This window comes from Kitasatospora humi (assembly GCF_020907985.1).
Taxonomy (GTDB): domain Bacteria; phylum Actinomycetota; class Actinomycetes; order Streptomycetales; family Streptomycetaceae; genus Kitasatospora; species Kitasatospora humi.
The window spans coordinates 1-20,337 of record NZ_JAJJPA010000030.1; the positions used below are offsets into that span (position 1 = coordinate 1).

The window sequence follows — 20,337 nt, forward strand, 5'->3', positions numbered from 1 at the left end:
TCGGGGGGCCGACGTTTGCCGTCGAGCCGGGCGGGACATGCCCTAGCGGGGCCCGCCGTTTCGCCCTTCCGGTCACGGCCGGAAGGAACCCCCAGACGCCGGACAGCCGGCGGCCGGACAACGCACTCCGTACGGGTGATCGTCCTTGACGCGGCGGTCCGGAGGGAGGAGCGTTGGCTGTTATGAGGGGCGAGCCAAGTTGCCCGAGGTGCGCCGGTCGGGTGCGTGCCCCCGGTCTCTTCTCCGACACCTGGCAGTGCGACACGCACGGCGCCGTCCACCCGATGCAGCCGGTTCTGCCGCCGAGTGTGGAAGCCCTGGGGGTGGCGGTGGCCCGGTCCGAGGTCCCGGTCTGGCTGCCCTGGCCCCTCCCGGTGAGCTGGCTCTACACCGGTATCGCGCACGTCGGTGACGACCTTTCCGGTGCCCGGGCCACCGCGGTGGCCTGCTCCGGGCCGGCCCCGCTGGGCGGCTTCGGTGAGTTGGTGCTGGTGGCCGAGGAGTTGGGCGTCGGCCTCGGCGCGCGCTACGCGGGGCTCAAGGGTCCGGATCCGGGCGAGGGCATCTCGGTGGACCGGCCGGCCGACACCAAGCTGCTGGCCGCCGGGCGCCCGACCCCGATGTGGCACGTGCAAGGTGCCCCGGAGGACCGCGCGGTCTACGTCGGCGAGGCCCGCGGCCTCTGGATCTGGGCGATCGCCTGGCCCGAGCAGTCGGCGCTGCTGATGTACGACGAACTGGTCCTCACCGATCTGCGGGACGCCGGCGCCGAGCTGGAGCTGCTGCCCTGCGGGGCGCTCTCCCCCCGCTTGCTCGGCTGACGGCCCATCCCCGACCTCCCGGCCCGTCCGCCACTATCCTGGGCCGCTCCGACCCACGACTTCGTCCGTCAGGAGCCAGCCCGTGCGCATCGACCTGCACGCCCACAGCAACGCCTCCGACGGGACGGACAGCCCGGCCGAGCTGATCGCCGCGGCGGTCGCGGCCGGCCTGGACGTGGTTGCCCTGACCGACCACGACACCGTGGCCGGCCACGAGGAGGCGGCCGCGGCGCTGCGAGCCCTGCCGGCCGGCACCCGGCTGACGCTGGTGCCGGGGGCGGAGCTGTCCTGCCGGGTCGAGGGGATCAGCATGCACCTGCTGGCCTACCTCTTCGACCCGACGGAGCCGGCCTTCGCCGCCGAGCGCGAACTGGTGCGCACCGACCGGTTCCGGCGCGGGCGCGCGGTGGTCGACAAGTGCCGGGCGCTGGGTGCGCCGATCACCTGGGAGCAGGTGCAGCGGATCGCCGGAGGCGGTTCGGTGGGCCGTCCGCACATCGCCAGCGCCCTGGTGGAGGCGGGTGTGGTGGCCACCGTTTCGGACGCCTTCACCGCCGAGTGGCTGGCCAACGGCGGCCGGGCCGACGTGCCCAAGCACGAGACCGACCCGTTCGAGGCCGTCCGGCTGGTCCGGGCCGCCGGCGGAGTGCCGGTCTTCGCCCACCCGGGCGCGGTCAAGCGCGGCCGGATCGTCTCCGAGCAGGTGATCACCGAGCTCGCGGCGGCCGGGCTGGGCGGGCTGGAGGTGGACCACGTGGACCACGACCCAGCGACCCGCGCCCGGCTTGACCGGCTCGCCACCGGGCTCGGGCTGTTCCGCACCGGCTCCAGCGACTACCACGGCACCCGCAAGACGGTGGCGTTGGGCGCCTTCACCACCGAACCGGCGGCCTACCAGGCACTGCTCGACCAGGCCACCGGAGCGAAGCCGATCACCAGCTGACTCCCACCGCCCCGGGCACCGGCCGGGGACCGGGCCGGCTCCGAGTCAGTCCAGCGGGACCCCGCGGCGCTGCGGATCGCGCAGGTCGGTGCCGTGCGCCAGCCAGCGCTCCTGCAACTCGGCGGCGCCGCGCACCCGCTTGTGCGCGGCCTCGTTGGGCGTCATCGGCAGCAGCGGCAGGAAGCGCACCGCCTCGGCGGGCTCGGGCAGTTCCAGGTCCTCGACCATCCCCCAGCCTTCGGCCGGGGGGACCCCCATGCCGCCCTCACCCACCAGCACCGAGGTGAACGGCGCGCCCGGCCAGAGCGGCTCGCCCAGGTCCAGCGAGCTGCCGGGCGCCACCACCAGGCCTTCCACCTGCGGGGTGGCCGCGAAGACCGCCAGCGCCCTGAGCACCTCGTCGCGTCCGCCGCGCAGCGTGAGGACCAGCTCGGCACGGGGGCCGCGGACCGGGTCGGCCACCACTGCGGTCGGGTCGGCCATCGGTGCGGCCGCCATGCCGAGGGTGGTGTAGCGGACCAGGCCGTCGGCGTCCGGACCGAACCGCAGCACCTCGATCTTCTCGGCGCCCAGGAAGGTGACCGCGGCCCGTCCGCTCGGTTCGCCGAAGGTGGCCAGCAGCCGGGCCTCGACGGCGGTCAGCACCTCGGCGCGGGTCGGTCCCGGTGGGGGCACCTCCCGGCCGGAGGCCGCGGGAGGGTCGTTCGGCGCCGAGGAAGGGTCGCCGAACAGCGGGAAGTCGGAGGCAGCCATACCCGCGAGCCTACCCGCCGGTAGTCAGCGGGCCCCGGCGTAGGCCGGTCAGCGCCGTTCCCCGCGCAGCACCAGCCCCAGCCCGGCCAGGATCAGCAGCAGCGCCGGCCAGGACGCGGCCGGCGGCAGCTGGCGCAGCCACAGCGCGGCGATCAGTGTCGCGCCCGGGGTCTCCAGCAGGATCGCGGTGGAGGTCACCGAAGCCCCCAGCGTGCGCACCACGCGGTTGCTCAGGGAGTGGCCGAGCAGTTGGGCGACCACCATGAGCAGCCCGATCTGCCACCAGGCGGTGGCCGACCAGCCGCTCAGCCGGGTGCCGGTGGCCAGGCAGAGGACCAGCAGCACCAGGGCGGTGGTGGCGTAGCAGACCAGGGTGTAGGCGGTGGTGCTGACGGTCCGCCGGACCTCCGCGCCCAGCAGCATGTAGCCGGCCGCCGCCAGCCCGGCGGCCAGCGCCAGCCCGTCGCCCAGCAGCGCCCGGGTGGAGAGGCCGAGGTCGACGCCGGTGAGCACCAGCACCCCGGCGAACGCGGTGGCCGTGCCCAGTCGGACCAGCCTCGGCGCCCGGTGCCCGGTCAGCTGCAGGATCAGGATGGTCCACAGCGGGGTGGTGGTGACCAGCGCGGTGGCCGAGGCCACCGAGGTCATCCGCAGGCTGGGCATCCAGAGCGCGAAGTGCGCCGCCAGTAGCGTCCCGGCTCCAACCGCCAGCAGCAGCTGCCGCCGGCCTATGCGGCGCAGTTCGGCGCGGTGCCGCAGCAGCGCGTAGGGGCCCAGCACGCCGACCGACATGACGTTGCGCCAGCAGGCGATGGCCAGGGCCGGTGCGGCGGTGGCGCTGATCAGCGGTGCGGAGAAGGAGATGCCGGCGACCGAGACGGCGAGCAACGCCAGGTCGACGGCGGGCAGCGCGGCGCGGTCCGGCGCCGCGGTCTGCCGGACCGCGGCGGCGGGCCGGGTCAGGGCGGGCGAGGGCGAACCTTCAGCCACGTCGGCGCCGTCGGCCCAGTACCAGCTTCGGCAGCCCGGCCGGGATCGGCTTGCGGGTGGTCGCCGCGCTCGGCATCGGCTCGGCGCTGTGCGAACCGTCCGGCATCGCGCCCGGGCGCTCGCTGAGCCCGCCCACCGGCTCCAGGCGGAACACCTGGCACTCGGCCGCCCAGCGGTCCGTGATGGTGTCGGTGTCCGGCGCGTTCAGCCGCTTGCCCTTGAGCTCCTCCACCGCGCCCTGCCAGGCCTCGCCGCGCGGTTCGAGCGCCGTCACCCGGGCCCGGAAACCGACCAGCCGCCCCCACTTGTCCTTGCTGCGCACGGTGACCTCGGCCGTGGCACCGGCCCGCAGCCCGTGCAGCGGCTGCTCGGCACCGCCGCCGACCAGCACCACCGCGTCGTCGTACCAGGCGTGCCAGAGCGGGCGGCTCTCGGCGACGCCCTCCGGTCGCACCCAGAGCAGCCCCGACTTCTTCACCGCCTCCTCGAGCAACGCCCGGTCGAGGAGGTGGTCAGCAGTCGCGGTGGTCCCGTCCATGCGGCACAGCGTACGGGGCGGTACGAGGGCGGCGGCAAGCCCGGCCGTCATCCGTTCGATAACCTGGCCCGAACACGAGCGGAGGGAAGTCCATGGCAGGACCTAGCAGCCGGGTCTTCATCTCCCATCTGGCGGGGATCTCCGTCTTTGACCCCAACGGCGACCAGGTCGGGCGGGTGCGCGACGTCGTGGTGGCGCTGCGGATCGGTGCCCGCCCGCCGAGGGTGCTCGGCCTGGTGGTCGAGGTGGTGGGCCGGCGGCGGATCTTCCTGCCGATGACCCGCGTCACCAGCCTGGAGTCCGGCCAGGTGCTGACCACCGGTGTCATCAACATGCGCCGCTTCGAGCAGCGGCCGACCGAGACCCTGGTGCTGGCCGAGCTGCTGGACCGCCGGGTCACCGAGACCGCCACCGGCGCCGAGGTCACCGTGCTGGACGTGGGCATGGTGTCGACCCGGCTGCGCGAGTGGGAGATCAGCAAGGTCTTCGTGCAGCGCGGCAAGCCGGGCCGGCTGCGCAAGTCCCGCGGCGAGACGGTCACGCTGGACTGGTCGGCGGTCACCGGTTTCACGCTGGCCGAGGAGGGCCAGGGCGCGGCCAACCTGCTGGCCACCTTCGAGCAGCTGCGCCCGGCCGACCTGGCGAGCATGATGCACCACCTGTCCGCCAAGCGGCGGGCCGAGGTGGCGGCCGCACTGGACGACGAGCGGTTGGCCGACGTGCTGGAGGAGCTGCCCGAGGACGACCAGGTGGAGATCCTCGGCAAGCTGCAGGACGAGCGGGCCGCCGACGTGCTGGAGGCGATGGACCCGGACGACGCCGCCGACCTGCTCTCCGAGCTGCCCGGCGACGAGGCCGAGCGACTGCTCCAGCTGATGGAGCCGGACGAGGCGGCGCCGGTGCGCCGGCTGCTCACCTACGAGGAGAACACCGCCGGCGGTCTGATGACCACCGAGCCGATCATCCTGGAGCCGGACGCCACGGTCGCCGAGGCGCTGGCCCGGGTCCGGGTCCGTGACCACAAGCCGGCGCTGGCCGCGCAGGTCTACGTCTGCCGGCCGCCGAACGAGACGCCCACCGGCAAGTACCTGGGCACCGTGCACTTCCAGCGGCTGCTGCGCGAGCCGCCGTTCACCCTGCTCGGCTCGCTGCTGGACGACGACCTCGATCCGCTGCCGCCGGACACCCCGCTGCCGCTGATCACCAGCTACCTGGCAACCTACAACCTGGTCGCGGCGCCGGTGGTCGACGAGGCCGACCACCTGCTGGGCGCGGTCACTGTGGACGACGTCCTGGACCACCTGCTGCCCGAGGACTGGCGGGAGGCCGCCCTGCACGGCGAGGGGAACGGGACATCCGAGCACGAGAGCGAGGCGCACCTTGGACGCTGACCGCAGCAGGCGCGGCCGCACCGGCCGCGACGGCGACGACGAGGGGCTGCGCCAGCGCCTGCAGGGCGAGCTGCGGCAGCTGCGCGAGCCGCGCGGCCGGGAGGGTGGCGGCAAGCAGCGCGCGGAGACCGCGCACGGCGCCGCGATGCGGGCCCGGCTGGACCAGCCGCGCACCGGCAAGGCCCCGCTGCTGGCACTGCCCAGCTACGACCCGGAGGCGTTCGGCCGGCTCTCCGAGCGGATCGCCCGCTTCCTGGGCACCGGGCGGTTCATCGTCTGGATGACCGTGGTGATCATCATCTGGGTCGCCTGGAACACCCTGCTGCCGAGCACCGTCCGGTTCGACGAGTACCCGTTCATCTTCCTCACCCTGGTGCTCTCGCTGCAGGCCTCCTACGCGGCCCCGCTGATCCTGCTCGCGCAGAACCGCCAGGACGACCGCGACCGGGTCAACATGGAGCAGGACCGGGCCCGCGCCGAGCGCAGCATCGCCGACACCGAGTACCTCACCCGGGAGGTGGCCGCGCTGCGCCAGGGCCTCGGCGAGGTGGCCACCCGGGACTTCGTCCGCTCGGAGCTGCAGAGTCTGCTCAAGGAGCTGGACGAGCGCCGGGAGGCGGCCGACCTGCTGTGATCTGCGGCACGCTACCGGTCAGTCGGTCGGCCCGGTGGCGCGCCGTACCATCAAGGCATGGCCAATGAGACTGAGGTCGCGACCGGCGTGACGGAGGAATCCGTCCGCAAGGCGCTGTCGACCGTGCAGGACCCGGAGATCAACCGCCCGATCACCGACCTCGGCATGGTGAAATCCGTGGAGCTCGGCGACCAGGGCGCGGTCAAGGTCGCCGTCTACCTGACCGTCTCCGGCTGCCCGATGCGCGAGACCATCGTCGACCGGGTGAAGACCGCGGTCGGCCGGATCCCGGGTGTCGCCACCGTCGAGGTCGAGCTCGACGTGATGAGCGAGGCGCAGCGCAAGGAGCTCTCCCAGCTGCTGCGCGGCGGCGCGCCCGAGCGGGAGATCCCGTTCGCCAAGCCCAACACGCTGACCCGGGTCTACGCCGTGGCGTCCGGCAAGGGCGGGGTCGGCAAGTCCTCGGTGACCGTCAACCTGGCCGCCGCGATGGCCGCCGACGGCCTGAAGGTCGCCGTGGTGGACGCCGACATCTACGGCCACAGCGTGCCGCGGATGCTGGGCGTCGAGGGCCGCCCGACCCAGGTCGAGGACATGATCATGCCGCCGTCCGCGAACGGCGTGAAGGTGATCTCGATCGGCATGTTCACCCCGGGCAACACCCCGGTGGTGTGGCGCGGCCCGATGCTGCACCGCGCGCTGCAGCAGTTCCTGGCCGACGTCTACTGGGGCGACCTGGACGTGCTGCTGCTCGACCTGCCGCCCGGCACCGGTGACATCGCGATCTCGGTGGCCCAACTGGTGCCGAACGCGGAGATCCTCATCGTCACCACCCCGCAGCAGGCCGCCGCCGAGGTGGCCGAGCGGGCCGGCACCATCGCGCTGCAGACCCACCAGAAGATCGTCGGCGTGATCGAGAACATGTCCGGCATGCCCTGCCCGCACTGCGACGAGATGGTGGACGTCTTCGGCACCGGCGGCGGTCAGACCGTGGCCGACGCACTCACCCGGGCCACCGGCGCCACCGTCCCGGTGCTCGGCAACATCCCGATCGACGTCCGGCTGCGCGAGGGCGGCGACGACGGCCGGCCCGTGGTGCTGGCCGCCCCCGACTCCCCGGCCGGCGCCGCCCTGCGCACCGTGGCCGGCAAGCTGGGCGGCCGCCAGCGCGGCCTGGCCGGCCTGTCCCTCGGGCTGACGCCGAAGAACAAGTTCTGAAGCTGACGCGCCCCCAGGACCTGGCCCCCGTCAGGGTGTGACGTACGGTGCCAGGTCCTGGACCACGCTGAAACCCATGGCGTAGGCGCTGACGCCGCGGCCGTAGGCGCCGAGCAGCACGCCGGGGGCCTCGCCGGCCAGTACCCAGCCGTACTCCGACTCGCGGTAGCGGAACGGCTGGGGCGAGCCGTTGACCGGCAGGGTCAGCGGGGACCAGCCGGGGCCGGCGAGGTCGTCGGCCAGGTCCCAGGCCAGGGCGGTCTGCTGGTCCAGCCACTCCTGGCGGCGGGCCCGGTCCAGCTGTCCCGGCCAGGTCGAGCCGAGCAGGCCGGAGCCGGCCAGCCAGGCGGCCGACGAGGCCGAGGTCGCCTCCAGCACACCGGTGCCGTCCGCGCTGCGCCGGCCGGGCCGGTGGGCGACCGTCACCACCACCGCGAACCGGCGGTTGCCGTGCGTCTCCTGCTGGCGCGGCGGCTCCTCGCCGTGGCCCAGCGAGCCGTAGTCGATGGTGCGCGGCTGCCCGGGGCGGATGCCGCCGGCGCCCGCCTGGAGCAGCCAGCGGCGGCCGGTCCAGCCCTCGTCCAGGCCGTACCACGGGAAGTCGGCGGCCAGGTAGGGCGCCAGCGGGTCGGCCGGCTCGGCGGTGCGCCGACCGGGCACCTCGGCCGCCTGGGCGGTAGCCGTGGCGGCCGGGCCCGCCTGACCACTCGACGCGTCCATCCGGGACCTCCTCAGCGAGCTGTCGAACCATCAGAACAATAGCGGCGTGACACGACGACACCCCGCCGGGCCGGTGGCCGGACGGGGTGTCGTAGGTCCGTTGGGGGCACGGGCCGGGGGTCAGGTGGCGTCGGGATCGAACGGCGCGCGCTCGCCGGCGGCCAGCGGCACCCCGGTGTCCGGGGCGGCCTGGTGACCGCCCGCGGAAGCCACCGGCTTGGTGGTGCCCAGCGGGCCGGCCGGCTTGTCGTCGAGCACCGACCGCAGGTCCAGCTCCTGGCGGAGGGTGTCGATCCCCAGGCTGTCGTTGATCTCCTTGAAGCCCAGCGGATCGGCGCCGTCGCCGACCAGGTTCTTGCGCACGAAGGTCTTCGGGTTGAGGTCCTCGAACTCGAAGTCCTTGAACTCCGGGCCGAGTTCCTTGCGGATGTCCTCCTTGGCGCCGTCCGCGAACGAACGGATCTTGCGGATGAACCCCACGCTGTCCTGGATCAGCTTGGGCAGCTTGTCCGGCCCGAAGATGATGACCGCCATCACGACCAGCGTGGCCATCTCAAGTGGGCCTATGTCGAAGAACACGTGAGCTCCCAGTTGCCGGCGGTCTGACCCGGCTCGGCCCGCGACGCCGGTCCAATACAGGGTAATGGTCGCCGGCCGCTATCAGCCCACGGGGCGATGAATCCCCGGGGTGGCGATCGGGGTGCCCGGCGGGACCGTCCGCCGGGCACCCCGAAATCCATGCCCGCTAGGGCAGCTGGTGGCCGTTCACCACCGGGTTCGCCGCTCCGCCGGTGGGGATGGAGCTCACCAGGTCGTACGGCCTGCCGAGGTGCGCGTGGGACGGGAAGTCGACCGACATCGGCTCGCTCGCCGGCAGTGCCGGGCTGTCGCTCCCCGGCACCTGCGGGTTGACGGCCGTGCCGTGCTGGTCGTCCACCGGACTGTCCCCCGCCACCGCGGCCAGCCCGAGGCTGCCGAAGCCGCTCAGGGTCACCGCCGCCACCGAGAAGGCGCCGGCGGCCGCGACCACCAGCCGCCGCCCGCGCGGCACCGCGGGGCGGCTGGACGGCAGCACCGCGGCCGGACGCCGGCGGTCGGCCCCCGCCGGGCTCGGGTCGGTGCCGCGCCGCCCGCTCCACAGCCGCACGTCGCCGAACCTCCCGCCCTGGTGGGCCCGGGGGTCGGCCGGCGGCAGCGGCGCGCCGGCGCCCAGTGCGTTGCCGCCGAAGGAGGCGCCGCGACCGAACGAGCCGCCGGTCAGTCGGCTGCCGCCGAGCGTCGGCCCGGTCGGCTCGGTGAGGGGCTCCGGCGCGGCGGGCGTGCCGCTCCCGGGGCCCGGAGCCTCGTCGTCCGGCAGGGCGGCGACCGCCAGCAGCCGGGCCATCAGGGCCCCGGACGGACCGGGTGCCTCGGTGCGGGTGAGCAGTTGCTTGACCCCGCGCGCCGCGTCGACCTCGGCCAGGCACTGCGGACAGGTCGCCAGGTGGGCCTGCACCCGCTCGCGGGCGTCATGGCCCAGCTCACCGTCCAGGTAGGCGGTGAGCCGCTCGCCGAGGTGGTGCTCCCCGGCCGACTCCGGCGGCCGGATCGCGATCGGACGGAGCTCCGGCAGTTGTGCCTTCGCGCCGTCCGCCCGGCCGGACGCCGTGCGCCGGGCCGCGGACCGGCCTGCCCCGCTCACGATCGCCTCCGTCCGCTCCCGCCCGGCAACCCGGCAACCGCCTCGGCGGCCACCGCGCCCACCGGCACCGGCTCCGGCTCAGCGCTGGACCCGCCGCGCCGGACCCGGCCGGGCGCGGCACCCGGAGCCCGGTGCTTGAGGGCGGCCCGCAGGTGCGAGCGGCCCCGGTGGATCCGGCTGCGCACGGTCCCGAGCTTGACGCCGAGGGTGGCGGCGATCTCCTCGTAGGACAGCCCCTCGATGTCGCACAGCACCACGGCGGCGCGGAACTCGGGGGCCAGGGTGTCCAGCGCCTGCTGGACGTCGGCGTCGAAGTGGGTGTCGCTGAACGCCTGGGCGGGGCTGGGCTCGCGGCTGGCCAGCCGCTCGGCGGCGTCCTCGGCGAGCGCGTCGAACCGGATCCGCTGCCGGCGGCGGACCATGTCCAGGAAGAGGTTGGTGGTGATCCGGTGCAGCCAGCCCTCGAAGGTGCCGGGCGTGTACGTGGAGAGCGACCGGAAGACCCGGACGAAGACCTCCTGGGTGAGGTCCTCGGCGTCGTGCTGATTGCCCGTCAACCGGTAGGCCAGCCGGTAGACCCGGGCGCTGTGCGCCTCGACGATCTCCTCCCAGCTGGGCGGCGTCCAGCCCTGCGCACCCGGTCCCTCATGGAAGGTCGCGAGCGCGGCGGGGGCCGAGGTCTCGGCGGCGGCACCGTCGAACGAGGGGTCCAGGGGAGCGTGCGCAGACTGGTTCATCACGGGCTTCGGCGTACGGGCCGACGCGAAGGTGCGGTGTTGCCGCCGCACAGGGACGTCGCCCTCGGCCACACCTCCTCGGTTGGCTCTTCTGCCCAGCAAGGCCACCACCATATCCACCTCACCCGTCAGTTCCGGATAAAAGTGTGTTCTTCCACCGAGAACCGTTCACGCACTCCAACGGCCCGCCGTCGGACGCGGTTCCCACCCGGCCAGTAATCTGTGCCAGGAAATATCGACATCCGGCAGCGCCCCTACCCATCAGGACGACAGATCATCGACTTCGGGCCCGCGGCTGCGACCCTCGCCGACACCTACGTCGGCGAGGACGCCGTGCTGACCTACGCCCGGTCGCAGGCGGCCCGCACCGGGATCACCTCGATCAGCCCCAGCGGCGGCGCCTGCCTGCGGCTGCTGGCCGCCGCCCTGGGCGCCAAGGCGGTGGCCGAGATCGGCACCGGCACCGGGGTCTCCGGGCTCTACCTGCTGCGCGGCATGCGCCCGGACGGCATCCTGACCACCGTCGACCCCGAGCCGATCCGCCAGGAGCTGGCCCGCGAGGCCTACCTGGCGGCCGGCTTCGCCGTCAACCGGGCGCGGTTCATACCCGGCCGGGCCCTGGAGGTGCTGCCGCGCCTCGCCGACGGCCAGTACGACCTGGTGTTCTGCGACGGGGACGCCGCGGAGTCGCACTCGTACCTCGCGGAATCACTGCGGCTGCTGCGTCCCGGCGGGGCGGTCTGCTTCGAGGGGGTGTTCCAGCAGGGCCGGTTGACCGACCCGGCGCTGGACGACCCGGAGACCGGCGCGATGCGCGAACTGGTGCAGGCGGTCCGGGAGAGCGACCTGCTGCTCCCGGCCCTGCTGCCGGTCAGCGACGGCCTGCTCTGCGCGGTCAAGCGCTGAGGGGGGCGCCACCGGCCCGGGCGGGCCGAGGAGAACGCACGAGGCCCGGTCCGACCACAGGGGGTCGGGCCGGGCCTCGCGGCGAAGATCGCGCCGGGAGTCAGCCGCAGGCCGTCTTCAGGGCCTCGCCCAGGGCGCTCGCCTCGTCCGGAGTGAGCTCCACCACCAGGCGACCGCCGCCTTCGAGCGGAACTCGCATGATGATGCCCCGCCCCTCTTTGGTGACCTCCAGCGGGCCGTCACCCGTCCGCGGCTTCATGGCCGCCATGCTCGTTCCCCTTCCTGCAGCCGCTCAGCTAGGTACCAGCGGTCCGTCCACCACTGGTATCGAACGCTTTGATCGGAAGCCATTATCCCGCATGCGGTGCCCCGATGACCAACGTCACGCGATCCGTACCCGCCGCCGCACCGGCACAGGCGGTCCGAACGCATCCCGGACGCCCCATCACCCGGCCGGGCGAAGACCCCTCAGTTGCCCTTGCCAGCCTGCCCGAGCCCGCCGTCCCGGGAGCGGCGCCGAGCCGCCGGGCCCGGTCCGCGCAAGTCCCGGCAAAGGTGCGCTACCTCACACTCCCGCAGCTCGCCGCGCTCCGGCATGCTGACTCGGGTCCGTGGTGCACCGACCGGTTGGGAGCTCTCACCCATGTCCGACTCCGTCCTCTACGAGCGCGACGGCGCGCTCGCCGTCATCACCATCAACCGGCCGGACGCGATGAACGCGCTCGACGTGCCGACCAAGGTGGCGCTGCGGGACATCGTGACCGAGGCCGCGAACGACCCGGGGGTACGCGCCGTGCTGCTCGCCGGCGCGGGCGACAAGGCGTTCTGCGTCGGCCAGGACCTCAAGGAGCACCTGGGGCTGCTGAAGCGGGCCGAGGAGACCGGCGAGGCGCCGCTGAAGACGGTGGCCGAGCACTACAACCCGCTGGTGCGGGCGCTCGCCGGGATGCGCAAGCCCACCGTGGCCGCGGTCCACGCGGTGGCCGCCGGCGCCGGCGCCTCGCTCGCCTTCGCCTGCGACTTCCGGATCGTGGCGGACACCGCCGGCTTCAACACCTCGTTCGCCGGGGTCGCCCTGACCGCCGACTCGGGCGCCTCCTGGACCCTGCCGCGGCTGGTCGGGCACGCCCGGGCGACCGAGCTGCTGATGTTCCCGCGCACCGTGAAGGCGGCCGAGGCGCTCACCCTCGGGCTCGCCACCCGGGTCGTGCCGACCGCCGAACTGGCGGCAACGGCACGTGAGTTCGCCCAGCAGCTGGCGAACGGCCCGACCGTCGCCTACGGCGCCATCAAGACCGCGCTGGACTTCGGCGCCAGCCACACGCTGAGCGAGACCCTGGACAAGGAGGACGAGCTGCAGACCATGGCCGGGGCCAGCGAGGACCACCGGATCGCGGTGCGCGCCTTCATCGCCAAGGAGCAGCCCGAGTACGTCGGTCGCTGACGGCCCGTCAGCCGGCCGTCCGGCGCACGTGGCAGTCCGCCAGGTGGTCGTTGACCAGGCCGCAGGCCTGCATCAGCGCGTAGGCGGTGGTCGGGCCGACGAACCGGAAGCCGTTGCGCTTCAGCTCCTTGGCCAGCGCGGTGGACTCCGGCGTCACGGCCGGCACCTCGGCCGGGGTGCGCGGGGCCGGCCGGTCCGGGTCGCCGGCGAACCGCCAGACCAGCGCGTCCAGGCCGCCGGACAGGGCTTCGGCGGCCCGGGCGTTGGCGATCGCCGCCTCGATCTTGGCCCGGTTGCGGATGATCCCCGGATCGGCCAGCAGCCGGGCCGCGTCCTGCTCGGTGAACCGGGCCACCTCGGCTATCCGGAAGCCGGCGAAAGCGGCCCGGAAGCCCTCGCGACGGCGCAGGATGGTGATCCAGGAGAGCCCGGACTGGAAGGCCTCCAGGCAGATCCGCTCGAACAGCGGATCCTCGCCGTGCACCGGACGGCCCCACTCGGTGTCGTGGTACTCCCGGTAGTCGTCGGCCGTGACGCCCCACGGGCAGCGCAGCAGGCCGTCCGGGCCGGGCGCCGACGCGTTCATTCCTGCTCCCCGCGCCCGGGCGCGTCGTCGGCCGCCCCGGTGCCCGGCGCGGCGGCCGCGACCGCCGCCTCCAGTTCGGCGATCCGGTCGTCCCGGTAGGCCAGTTCCGCGCCGAGGCGGTCCAGCACGTCGTCCACCTCGTCCATCCGGTAGCCGCGCACCGCCATCGGCAGCCGGATCTCGTCCACGTCGGTCCGGGTGAGCGGGCGCTCCTGCGGCAGCCGGGCCGCGATCCGGTCGTGCACGGCCTCCGGCAGCGATCCGCCGCCGCCCAGCGCCACCAGCGCGGCGCCGCCGACCACCACGGCCATCGCCGCCACGATCACCCAGAACACGAGTTGTCCTCCCGAGACGTGAGTATGCGGCCATGTGAGGGATCATGGATCCCGGGGACGGCCGGGGCCCAATCATCGCACCAGGGCACCCCCGGTTCGATACCTGCGAGACCTGACTGAGACACCGGCTGCACCGGTCGGCGAGAGCGTGAGGAGCAAGGGTGGCACTGCGCCTGGGACCGTGTGAATTCGGTGCGGATGAGCTGGTCATCATGGCCATCGTCAACCGTACCCCGGACTCCTTCTTCGACCGCGGCGCGACGTTCGCCGACGAGGCCGCGTTCGCCGCCGCCGACCGGGCGGTGGCCGAGGGCGCGCGGATCCTCGACATCGGCGGGGTGAAGGCCGGGCCCGGCGAGGAGGTCACGGTCGAGGAGGAGCTGCGCCGCACCGTGCCGTTCGTGGCGGCGCTGCGCGAGCGCCACCCGGACGTGGTGATCAGTGTGGACACCTGGCGCCACGAGGTGGGCGACGCGGTCTGCGAGGTGGGGGCCGACCTGCTCAACGACGCCTGGGGCGGAGCCGATCCGCGGCTGGCCGAGACCGCCGCCCAGCACGGCGTTGGCCTGGTCTGCACCCACGCCGGGGGCGCCGAGCCGCGCACCCGGCCGCACCGGGTCGGCTACCAGGACGTGATGGCCGACATCCTCGACGTCACGGTGGGGCTGGCCGAGCGGGCCGCCGCGCTCGGCGTGCGGCGGGACGCCCTGATCATCGACCCGGGGCACGACTTCGGCAAGAACACCCGGCACTCGCTGGAGGCCACCCGGCGGCTGCCGGAGATGACCGCCACCGGGTTCCCGGTGCTGGTCTCGCTCTCCAACAAGGACTTCGTCGGCGAGACCCTGGACAAGCCGGTGAACGAGCGCCTGCTGGGCACCCTGGCCACCACGGCGGTCTCGGCGTGGCTGGGCGCCCGGATCTACCGGGTGCACCAGGTCGCCGAGACCCGCCAGGTGCTGGACATGGTCGCCTCGATCCGCGGCACCCGCCGACCCGCCGTGGCCCGGCGCGGACTCGCCTGAGCCGCCTCAGACCTCGATGCCGTTGGGCTTGCGGCTGTCCGCCATGATCCGCAGCACCTCGTCGACCTCGTCGGTCACCTGGAACAGCTCCAGGTCGGCCGGCGAGGCCTTGCCCTGGGCCACCAGGGTGTCGCGCAGCCAGTCCACCAGGCCGCTCCAGTAGGCGCTGCCGAAGAGGATCACCGGGAACCGGGTGACCTTCTTGGTCTGCACCAGGGTCAGCGCCTCGAACAGCTCGTCCAGCGTGCCGAGCCCGCCGGGCAGCACCACGAAGCCCTGCGCGTACTTGACGAACATGGTCTTGCGGACGAAGAAGTACCGGAAGTTCAGCCCGAGGTCGACGAACTCGTTGAGCCCCTGCTCGAACGGCAGCTCGATGCCCAGGCCGACGCTCAGGCCGCCGGCCTCCGAGGCGCCGCGGTTGGCCGCCTCCATCGCGCCGGGCCCGCCGCCGGTGATCACCGCGTAGCCGGCCTCGGCCAGGGCCCGGCCGATCGCCACCCCGGCCTTGTACTCCGCGGAGTCGACCCCGGTCCGGGCCGAGCCGAACACGCTGACCGCGGGCGGGAGTTCGGCGAGCGCGCCGAAGCCCTCGACGAACTCCGAGGTGATCCGCCAGACCCGCCAGGGGTCGGTGTGCAGCCAGTCGGTGGGCCCGGTGGTGTCCAGCAGGCGCTGGTCGGTCGTACTCGGCTCCACCTGGTCCCGGCGCAGCAGCACCGGGCCCTTCCGCTTCTCCGGCCAGGCCTTCTTCTGCGGCTCGGCCCCGGTCACGGGCTCGTCCACCAGCTCCGGCCCGTGGCCGAAGCGCCGTCCCTCTGCGCCGTCCTGCGCTGATGTCCCTGTCATGACGGAACTGTACGCCCGCCACCCGTGGATCACGGGGAACATCCGGATGACCGACCGGCGAAACGATCCTTACCCGTTGGACTCGACGGGGCCCGTCAACCAGTCCCGGAGCCGCTGCTCGCACTCGGCGATGGCGGCCAGCGAGCAGTGCTCGTCCCGCTTGTGCGCCAGGTTGGGGTCGCCGGGGCCGTAGTTGACGGCGGGCACGCCCAGCGCGCTGAACCGGGCCACGTCCGTCCAGCCGAACTTGGCCCGCGCCCGGCCGCCGGTGGCGGCCAGGAAGGCCCGGGCCGCCGGGCGGCCCAGGCCGGGCAGCGCGCCCGGTGCGGAGTCGGTCACCTCGACCGGGAAGCCGGCGAACACCTCGCGCACGTGGGCCTCGGCCTGCTCGGGACTGCGGTCCGGCGCGTAGCGGAAGTTGACGGTCACCAGGCACTCGTCGGGGATCACGTTGCCGGCCACGCCGCCGCGGATGTCCACCGCGTTCAGCCCCTCGCGGTACTCCAGCCCGTCGATCAGCACGGTGCGCGGCTGGTAGGCGGCGAGCCGGCCGAGCACCTCGCCGGCGTGGTGGATGGCGTTGTCGCCGAGCCAGCTGCGGGCCGAGTGGGCGCGCACCCCGGTCAGCCGCACCCGCACCCGCAGGGTGCCCTGGCAGCCGCCCTCGACCATCGCGCCGCTGGGCTCCATCAGCACCGCGAAGTCGGCCCCGAGCCACTCCGGGTGCGCGGCCGCCAGCCGCCCCAGGCCGTTGCGGGAGGCCTCGACCTCCTCGCAGTCGTAGAAGACGAAGGTGAGGTCGCGGTTGGGCGCCGGCAGCGTGGCGGCGAGCCGCAGCTGCACCGCGACCCCGGACTTCATGTCGCTGGTGCCGCAGCCGTACAGCAGGTCCCCCTCCACCCGGGAGGGCACGTTGTCGGCGATCGGCACGGTGTCCAGGTGGCCGGCCAGCAGCACCCGCTCGGCCCGGCCCAGCTCGGTGCGGGCCACCACGTTGTTGCCGAACCGCTCGACGCTCAGGTGCGGCAGCTCCCGCAGCGCCTGCTCCACCAGGTCGGCCAGCTCCTGCTCGTCGCCGCTGACCGAGGGCTGGTCGACCAGCCGGGCGGTCAGGGCACCGCCGTCCAGGGTCAGATCGAGGCGGGTCGGGGCGCTGGTACCGGGCTGGCTCGTCATGGCCGCAAGCCTATGTGACCGCCGGCGCGGGGCGCGGAACGCAACCAGCGGGGACCGCACTGTCGTCCGATCAGGCACCGAGTCGATACGGTGACCTTCGGACTTCACGAGGTGAGAGGGGCCGCAGTGGCCATGGAGGAGGAGGCGGCCGGTGGCCGCCGGCGTCGGCCGCTGCGCTGGGTGCTGGTCTCGCTGCTGCTGGTCGGAGCGGTGATCGCGGGCCTGGTGCTGTGGAACCGCAGCCACAACCAGGCCACTGCCGAGGGCTGCGAGGTGACCCCGGTCGGCGGCAAGCCGATCACCATGGACCTCGACCAGGGGGAGGACGCGGCCACCATCGCGGCCGTCACCATCTCCCGCGGCCTGCCGGAGCGCGCCCTGACCATCGCACTGGCCACCGCGCTGCAGGAGTCCAAGCTGCGCAACCTGGACGGCGGCGACCGCGACTCGGTCGGCCTCTTCCAGCAGCGGCCCTCGCAGGGCTGGGGCACCGCCCAGCAGATCCAGGACCCGGTCTACGCGACCAACAAGTTCCTGGACGCCCTGGTCAAGGTGCGGGGCTACGCCGAGCTGTCGCTCACCGATGCGGCCCAGGCCGTGCAGCACAGCGCCTACCCCGGCGCCTACGCCAAGCACGAGGCGCACGCCACCGCGCTGGCCGAGGCGCTGACCGGCCGCGCGCCGGGTACGTTCAGCTGCACGGTGCACCAGTTCCTGCAGATCGACCCGGGCCTGCTGACCAGCCCGAGCGGCGCCGCCACCGCTGCCGCCACCGACGCGGCCACCCCGGTCGCCCAGGCCTCGCCGACCGCCCAGGCCTCGCTGGTCGGCCGGCAGCAGCTGACCGACCGGCTGCGGGCGGAGTTCGGACGCACCGTCACCCTCGGCCCGGCGCCGGCCGGCGCGGCCGACCCCAAGGTGGCCGGCACCGTGCTGGCGCTCACCCCCGACCCGGCGGCGAACACCGACACCGGCACCGACGCCCGGCGGCAGAGCGGCTGGGCGGTGGCCCAGTGGGCGGTGGCGAACGCCGAGGAGGTCGGCATCGGCACGGTCCGCTACGACGGCAAGGTCTGGCGGGTGGACTCCTCGGCCGCCGGCTGGCAGACCCAGGCGAACGGGGCCGGCGCCGACCAGGTGCTGATCACCCTGGGCATGCCCAACGCCAAGAAGTGACCCCGCGACGTCCCGTGGTTGACGGGCCGTCAACCGATCACGCCAAGGGTTCACCCGGATGCCCCTCCGGCGGGTGAACCCTGGCGTGCCCGGCGAAACCTTCTCGCTCCTGGCGCGGTAACCACGGCGTCCGCCCCGGCGGACTGTCGTCCCGTCACTTCGTTTAGGAGCACCATGTCCCTCCCCCTCTCCCGCCGGATCGCGCGGGCCGCGCTGCTGGTCGCCGCCGGGGCGACCCCGCTGGCTGCCGCCGGGGCGGCGTCCGCGGCCGATCTGATGCCCAAGGGCACCGACCTCGGCGCCGGAATCAGCAAGCTGGACGGCGTCACCTCGTCCTCGACCATCAAGGGGGAGGCCCACCAGGTCGGGCAGGCGCTCGGCAGGACCGGTTCGGTGCTGGCCGCCACCGCCCTCCCGGCGACGGCCGACATCGCCGGCATGGCGGCCGCCCAGACCCTGCCCAGCACCGAGGACGCCGTCCGGACCCTGGCCGACCCCGGCTCGGCCCTCACCAGCGCCGCCACCAACGGCAGCGGGCCGCTGGCGAACACCCTGGGCAAGGTGAGCCGGCTGACCCCGCTGGGCCACGTGCTGCCCGGCGCCGCGCCGCGCTCGATGCCGTTCGGCGTCGGCCAGCCGGCGGCGGCGGTGCCGCACGCCCCCGCGATGCCCAGCGTCACGGGCGTCGACAAGCTGGTGAACGGCGACAGCCTGAGCAACCCGCTCGGCGAAGCCGACCACCTGGCCCAGCAGGTCCCGGCCGCCAGCGGCCTGGCCGGCCAGCTGCCCACCCAGGACCGCGTGGTCAGCGCGCTGCCGAGCCCCGACCGGGTGACCGGCGTGCTGCCCACCGGCGACCTCTCCTCGGCGCCCGACGTCCAGCAGCTCACCCAGGCGGTGCCCAGCACCGCGAAGCTGGCCGACGTGGCGCCCGCCACCCACGGGCTCTCCGGCCAGCTGACCGCCGCCGACCAGCTGACCCACGCGCTGCCCGCCACCGACCTGGCGCACCCCGCCGAGGCCTTGGACGCCGCCCACCTGACCACCCTGGAGGGCCAGGCCACCGGCGCCACCCACCGGCTGGGCAGCCTGCCCGACCTGAGCGGTGTGAGCCACCTGGCCACCTCGATCGGCGGCGGCGTGACCAACGCCCTGCACCACCTGCCGTCGGTCGGCTGAGACCGCCCGGCCATGACGGCGGCCCCGGCCGGAGGAGCTCCCTCCGGCCGGGGCCGTCCGATCGACGGGGTGGTCGTCAGCCCTTGAGCCGCGCCACCGCCGCCGCCACCCGCTCGTCGGTCGCGGTGAACGCCACCCGGACGAACTCCGCGCCCGCCGGACCGTAGAAGTCCCCGGGGGCCACCAGGATGCCGCGCTCCGCCAGGTACGCCACGGTGTCCCAGCAGGGCTCGTCCCGGGTCGCCCAGAGGTAGAGGCTGGCCTCGGAGTGCTCGATCCGGAAGCCGGCCGCCAGCAGCGCCTCGCGCAGCGCCGCCCGCCGGGCCGCGTACCGGGCGCGCTGCTCGGTGACGTGGGCGTCGTCGCCGAGTGCCGCGATGGTCGCGGCCTGCACCGGGGCCGGCACGATCATGCCGCCGTGCTTGCGGATCTCCAGCAGCTCGCGCACCACCACCGGATCGCCCGCCACGAAGGAGGCGCGGTAGCCGGCCAGGTTGGACCGCTTGGAGAGCGAGTGCACCGCCAGCAGGCCCTCGTGCGAGCCGCCGCAGACGTCGGCGCGCAGCACCGAGACCGGCTCGGCCTCCCAGCCCAGCTCCAGGTAGCACTCGTCGCTGACCAGCAGCGCGCCGTGGCGGCGCGCCCAGGCGACCGCCTCGCGCAGCTGGTCGGCCGTCAGCACCCGGCCGGTCGGGTTGCCGGGCGAGTTGAGCCAGAGCAGCCGGACCCGGGCCGGGTCCAGCTCGTCCAGGCTCCCGTAGGCCACCGGCTCGGCGCCGCAGAGCCGGGCGCCCACCTCGTAGGTGGGGTAGGCCAGCCGCGGGAAGGCGACCTGGTCTCCCGGGCCGAGGCCGAGCTGGCCGGGCAGCCAGGCCACCAGCTCCTTGGAGCCGACGGTCGGCAGCACCGCGGCCGGACCGATCTCGGCGCCGCAGCGCCGGTTCAGCCAGCCCGCGATCGCCTCGCGCAGCTCCAGCGGGCCCCAGACGGTGGGGTACCCGGGCGCGTCGCCGGCGTCGGCCAGGGCCTTCTGGATCAGCTCCGGCACCGGGTCGACCGGGGTGCCGACGGAGAAGTCGCAGAGCCCGTCCGGGTGGGCCAGCGCAGTGGCCTTGTACGGCTCCAGCTTGTCCCAGGGGAAGGCCGGAAGCCGGTCGGATACGCGGCGCGCCGCCCCCGGGTGGCCCGGGAACGGCGCGCGCGGTGTGTCAGTGGTGCTCACTGGTCAGTTGCCA

General features: G+C 74.2%; 23 protein-coding genes. 10 read left to right on the forward strand and 13 right to left on the reverse strand.

Annotation, left to right across the window (positions count from 1 at the left end; all coding sequences use genetic code 11):
* Window positions 1–182: 182 nt before the first annotated feature.
* A complete protein-coding gene (locus tag LN042_RS24590; protein ID WP_230053514.1) occupies window positions 183–821 on the forward strand; it encodes a DUF6758 family protein in 639 nt (212 codons plus the stop codon).
* 82 nt (window positions 822–903) lie between these two features.
* A complete protein-coding gene (locus LN042_RS24595; protein WP_230053515.1) occupies window positions 904–1,764 on the forward strand; it encodes a PHP domain-containing protein in 861 nt (286 codons plus the stop codon).
* 45 nt (window positions 1,765–1,809) lie between these two features.
* Here the strand turns inward: LN042_RS24595 and LN042_RS24600 are convergent, their stop codons facing one another.
* Genes LN042_RS24600 through LN042_RS24610 form a run of 3 tightly spaced genes read right to left on the reverse strand, consistent with a single transcriptional unit; the run spans window position 1,810 to window position 4,045 of the window.
* Window positions 1,810–2,517 (reverse strand): suppressor of fused domain protein, encoded by a 708-nt coding sequence (locus LN042_RS24600; protein ID WP_230053516.1) that lies wholly within the window; start codon window positions 2,515–2,517, stop codon window positions 1,810–1,812.
* A 48-nt stretch (window positions 2,518–2,565) separates the two neighbouring features.
* Entirely contained in the window at window positions 2,566–3,507 is a 942-nt protein-coding gene (locus LN042_RS24605; RefSeq protein WP_372495811.1) for a DMT family transporter, read from the reverse strand.
* Entirely contained in the window at window positions 3,500–4,045 is a 546-nt protein-coding gene (locus tag LN042_RS24610; RefSeq protein WP_230053517.1) for a hypothetical protein, read from the reverse strand. The genes LN042_RS24605 and LN042_RS24610 overlap by 8 nt, the downstream gene beginning before the upstream one ends.
* Before the next feature lie 92 nt (window positions 4,046–4,137).
* On the opposite strand from LN042_RS24610, the gene LN042_RS24615 reads away from it, so the two are divergent.
* From LN042_RS24615 to LN042_RS24625, 3 genes are all read left to right on the forward strand, one after another.
* Window positions 4,138–5,436, forward strand: a complete 1,299-nt coding sequence (locus LN042_RS24615) for a magnesium transporter MgtE N-terminal domain-containing protein (RefSeq protein ID WP_230053518.1) — start codon at window positions 4,138–4,140, stop codon at window positions 5,434–5,436.
* 145 nt (window positions 5,437–5,581) lie between these two features.
* Entirely contained in the window at window positions 5,582–6,070 is a 489-nt protein-coding gene (locus LN042_RS24620) for a DUF1003 domain-containing protein (RefSeq protein WP_230053579.1), read from the forward strand.
* A 57-nt stretch (window positions 6,071–6,127) separates the two neighbouring features.
* Window positions 6,128–7,288, forward strand: coding sequence for an Mrp/NBP35 family ATP-binding protein (locus tag LN042_RS24625; protein ID WP_230053519.1), 1,161 nt, complete (start codon window positions 6,128–6,130; stop codon window positions 7,286–7,288).
* Between the two features lie 30 nt (window positions 7,289–7,318).
* On the opposite strand, the gene LN042_RS24630 is transcribed toward LN042_RS24625, so the two are convergent.
* The 4 genes from LN042_RS24630 to sigE form a co-directional block, all read right to left on the reverse strand.
* Entirely contained in the window at window positions 7,319–8,008 is a 690-nt protein-coding gene (locus tag LN042_RS24630) for a hypothetical protein (protein WP_230053520.1), read from the reverse strand.
* Between the two features lie 120 nt (window positions 8,009–8,128).
* Window positions 8,129–8,587 carry a sec-independent translocase gene (locus LN042_RS24635; RefSeq protein WP_230053521.1) on the reverse strand — a complete coding sequence of 153 codons (459 nt, stop codon included), beginning with the start codon at window positions 8,585–8,587 and terminating at the stop codon, window positions 8,129–8,131.
* Between the two features lie 166 nt (window positions 8,588–8,753).
* On the reverse strand, window positions 8,754–9,689 hold the full coding sequence (locus tag LN042_RS24640; RefSeq protein WP_230053522.1) for a zf-HC2 domain-containing protein: 936 nt from the start codon (window positions 9,687–9,689) through the stop codon (window positions 8,754–8,756).
* Complete coding sequence (gene sigE, locus LN042_RS24645) at window positions 9,686–10,426, reverse strand: RNA polymerase sigma factor SigE (RefSeq protein ID WP_230053580.1); 741 nt, start codon at window positions 10,424–10,426, stop codon at window positions 9,686–9,688. The genes LN042_RS24640 and sigE overlap by 4 nt, the downstream gene beginning before the upstream one ends.
* Window positions 10,427–10,699: 273 nt before the next feature.
* Between sigE and LN042_RS24650 the strand changes: the two genes are divergently transcribed.
* Entirely contained in the window at window positions 10,700–11,332 is a 633-nt protein-coding gene (locus tag LN042_RS24650) for an O-methyltransferase (protein ID WP_230053581.1), read from the forward strand.
* 100 nt (window positions 11,333–11,432) lie between these two features.
* Here LN042_RS24650 and LN042_RS24655 read toward each other — a convergent pair whose 3' ends face one another.
* Complete coding sequence (locus LN042_RS24655) at window positions 11,433–11,600, reverse strand: DUF3117 domain-containing protein (RefSeq protein ID WP_230053523.1); 168 nt, start codon at window positions 11,598–11,600, stop codon at window positions 11,433–11,435.
* A gap of 375 nt (window positions 11,601–11,975) precedes the next feature.
* Between LN042_RS24655 and LN042_RS24660 the strand changes: the two genes are divergently transcribed.
* Window positions 11,976–12,776 (forward strand): enoyl-CoA hydratase/isomerase family protein, encoded by an 801-nt coding sequence (locus LN042_RS24660; protein ID WP_230053524.1) that lies wholly within the window; start codon window positions 11,976–11,978, stop codon window positions 12,774–12,776.
* Window positions 12,777–12,783: 7 nt separating this feature from the next.
* Here the strand turns inward: LN042_RS24660 and LN042_RS24665 are convergent, their stop codons facing one another.
* Window positions 12,784–13,362 carry a DNA-3-methyladenine glycosylase I gene (locus LN042_RS24665; protein ID WP_230053525.1) on the reverse strand — a complete coding sequence of 193 codons (579 nt, stop codon included), beginning with the start codon at window positions 13,360–13,362 and terminating at the stop codon, window positions 12,784–12,786.
* A complete protein-coding gene (locus LN042_RS24670; RefSeq protein ID WP_230053526.1) occupies window positions 13,359–13,697 on the reverse strand; it encodes a DivIVA domain-containing protein in 339 nt (112 codons plus the stop codon). Before LN042_RS24670 ends, LN042_RS24665 begins: the two co-directional genes overlap by 4 nt.
* Window positions 13,698–13,909: 212 nt before the next feature.
* Between LN042_RS24670 and folP the strand changes: the two genes are divergently transcribed.
* A complete protein-coding gene (gene folP, locus LN042_RS24675) occupies window positions 13,910–14,722 on the forward strand; it encodes a dihydropteroate synthase (RefSeq protein WP_230053582.1) in 813 nt (270 codons plus the stop codon).
* Window positions 14,723–14,728: 6 nt separating this feature from the next.
* Here folP and LN042_RS24680 read toward each other — a convergent pair whose 3' ends face one another.
* The gene (locus LN042_RS24680; protein WP_230053527.1) at window positions 14,729–15,571 is read right to left on the reverse strand and encodes an LOG family protein; all 843 of its coding nucleotides are present in this window, start codon (window positions 15,569–15,571) and stop codon (window positions 14,729–14,731) included.
* 69 nt (window positions 15,572–15,640) lie between these two features.
* Complete coding sequence (gene dapE / locus LN042_RS24685; RefSeq protein ID WP_230053528.1) at window positions 15,641–16,747, reverse strand: succinyl-diaminopimelate desuccinylase; 1,107 nt, start codon at window positions 16,745–16,747, stop codon at window positions 15,641–15,643.
* A 132-nt stretch (window positions 16,748–16,879) separates the two neighbouring features.
* Here dapE and LN042_RS24690 point away from each other — a divergent pair, with 132 nt between their 5' ends.
* Both LN042_RS24690 and LN042_RS38085 read left to right on the forward strand, forming a co-directional pair.
* Complete coding sequence (locus LN042_RS24690) at window positions 16,880–17,923, forward strand: VldE C-terminal domain-containing protein (protein WP_230053583.1); 1,044 nt, start codon at window positions 16,880–16,882, stop codon at window positions 17,921–17,923.
* Window positions 17,924–18,097: 174 nt separating this feature from the next.
* Entirely contained in the window at window positions 18,098–19,102 is a 1,005-nt protein-coding gene (locus tag LN042_RS38085; RefSeq protein WP_372495812.1) for a hypothetical protein, read from the forward strand.
* Between the two features lie 76 nt (window positions 19,103–19,178).
* On the opposite strand, the gene dapC is transcribed toward LN042_RS38085, so the two are convergent.
* The gene (gene dapC / locus LN042_RS24700) at window positions 19,179–20,324 is read right to left on the reverse strand and encodes a succinyldiaminopimelate transaminase (RefSeq protein WP_308191860.1); all 1,146 of its coding nucleotides are present in this window, start codon (window positions 20,322–20,324) and stop codon (window positions 19,179–19,181) included.
* Between the last annotated feature and the right edge of the window lie 13 nt (window positions 20,325–20,337).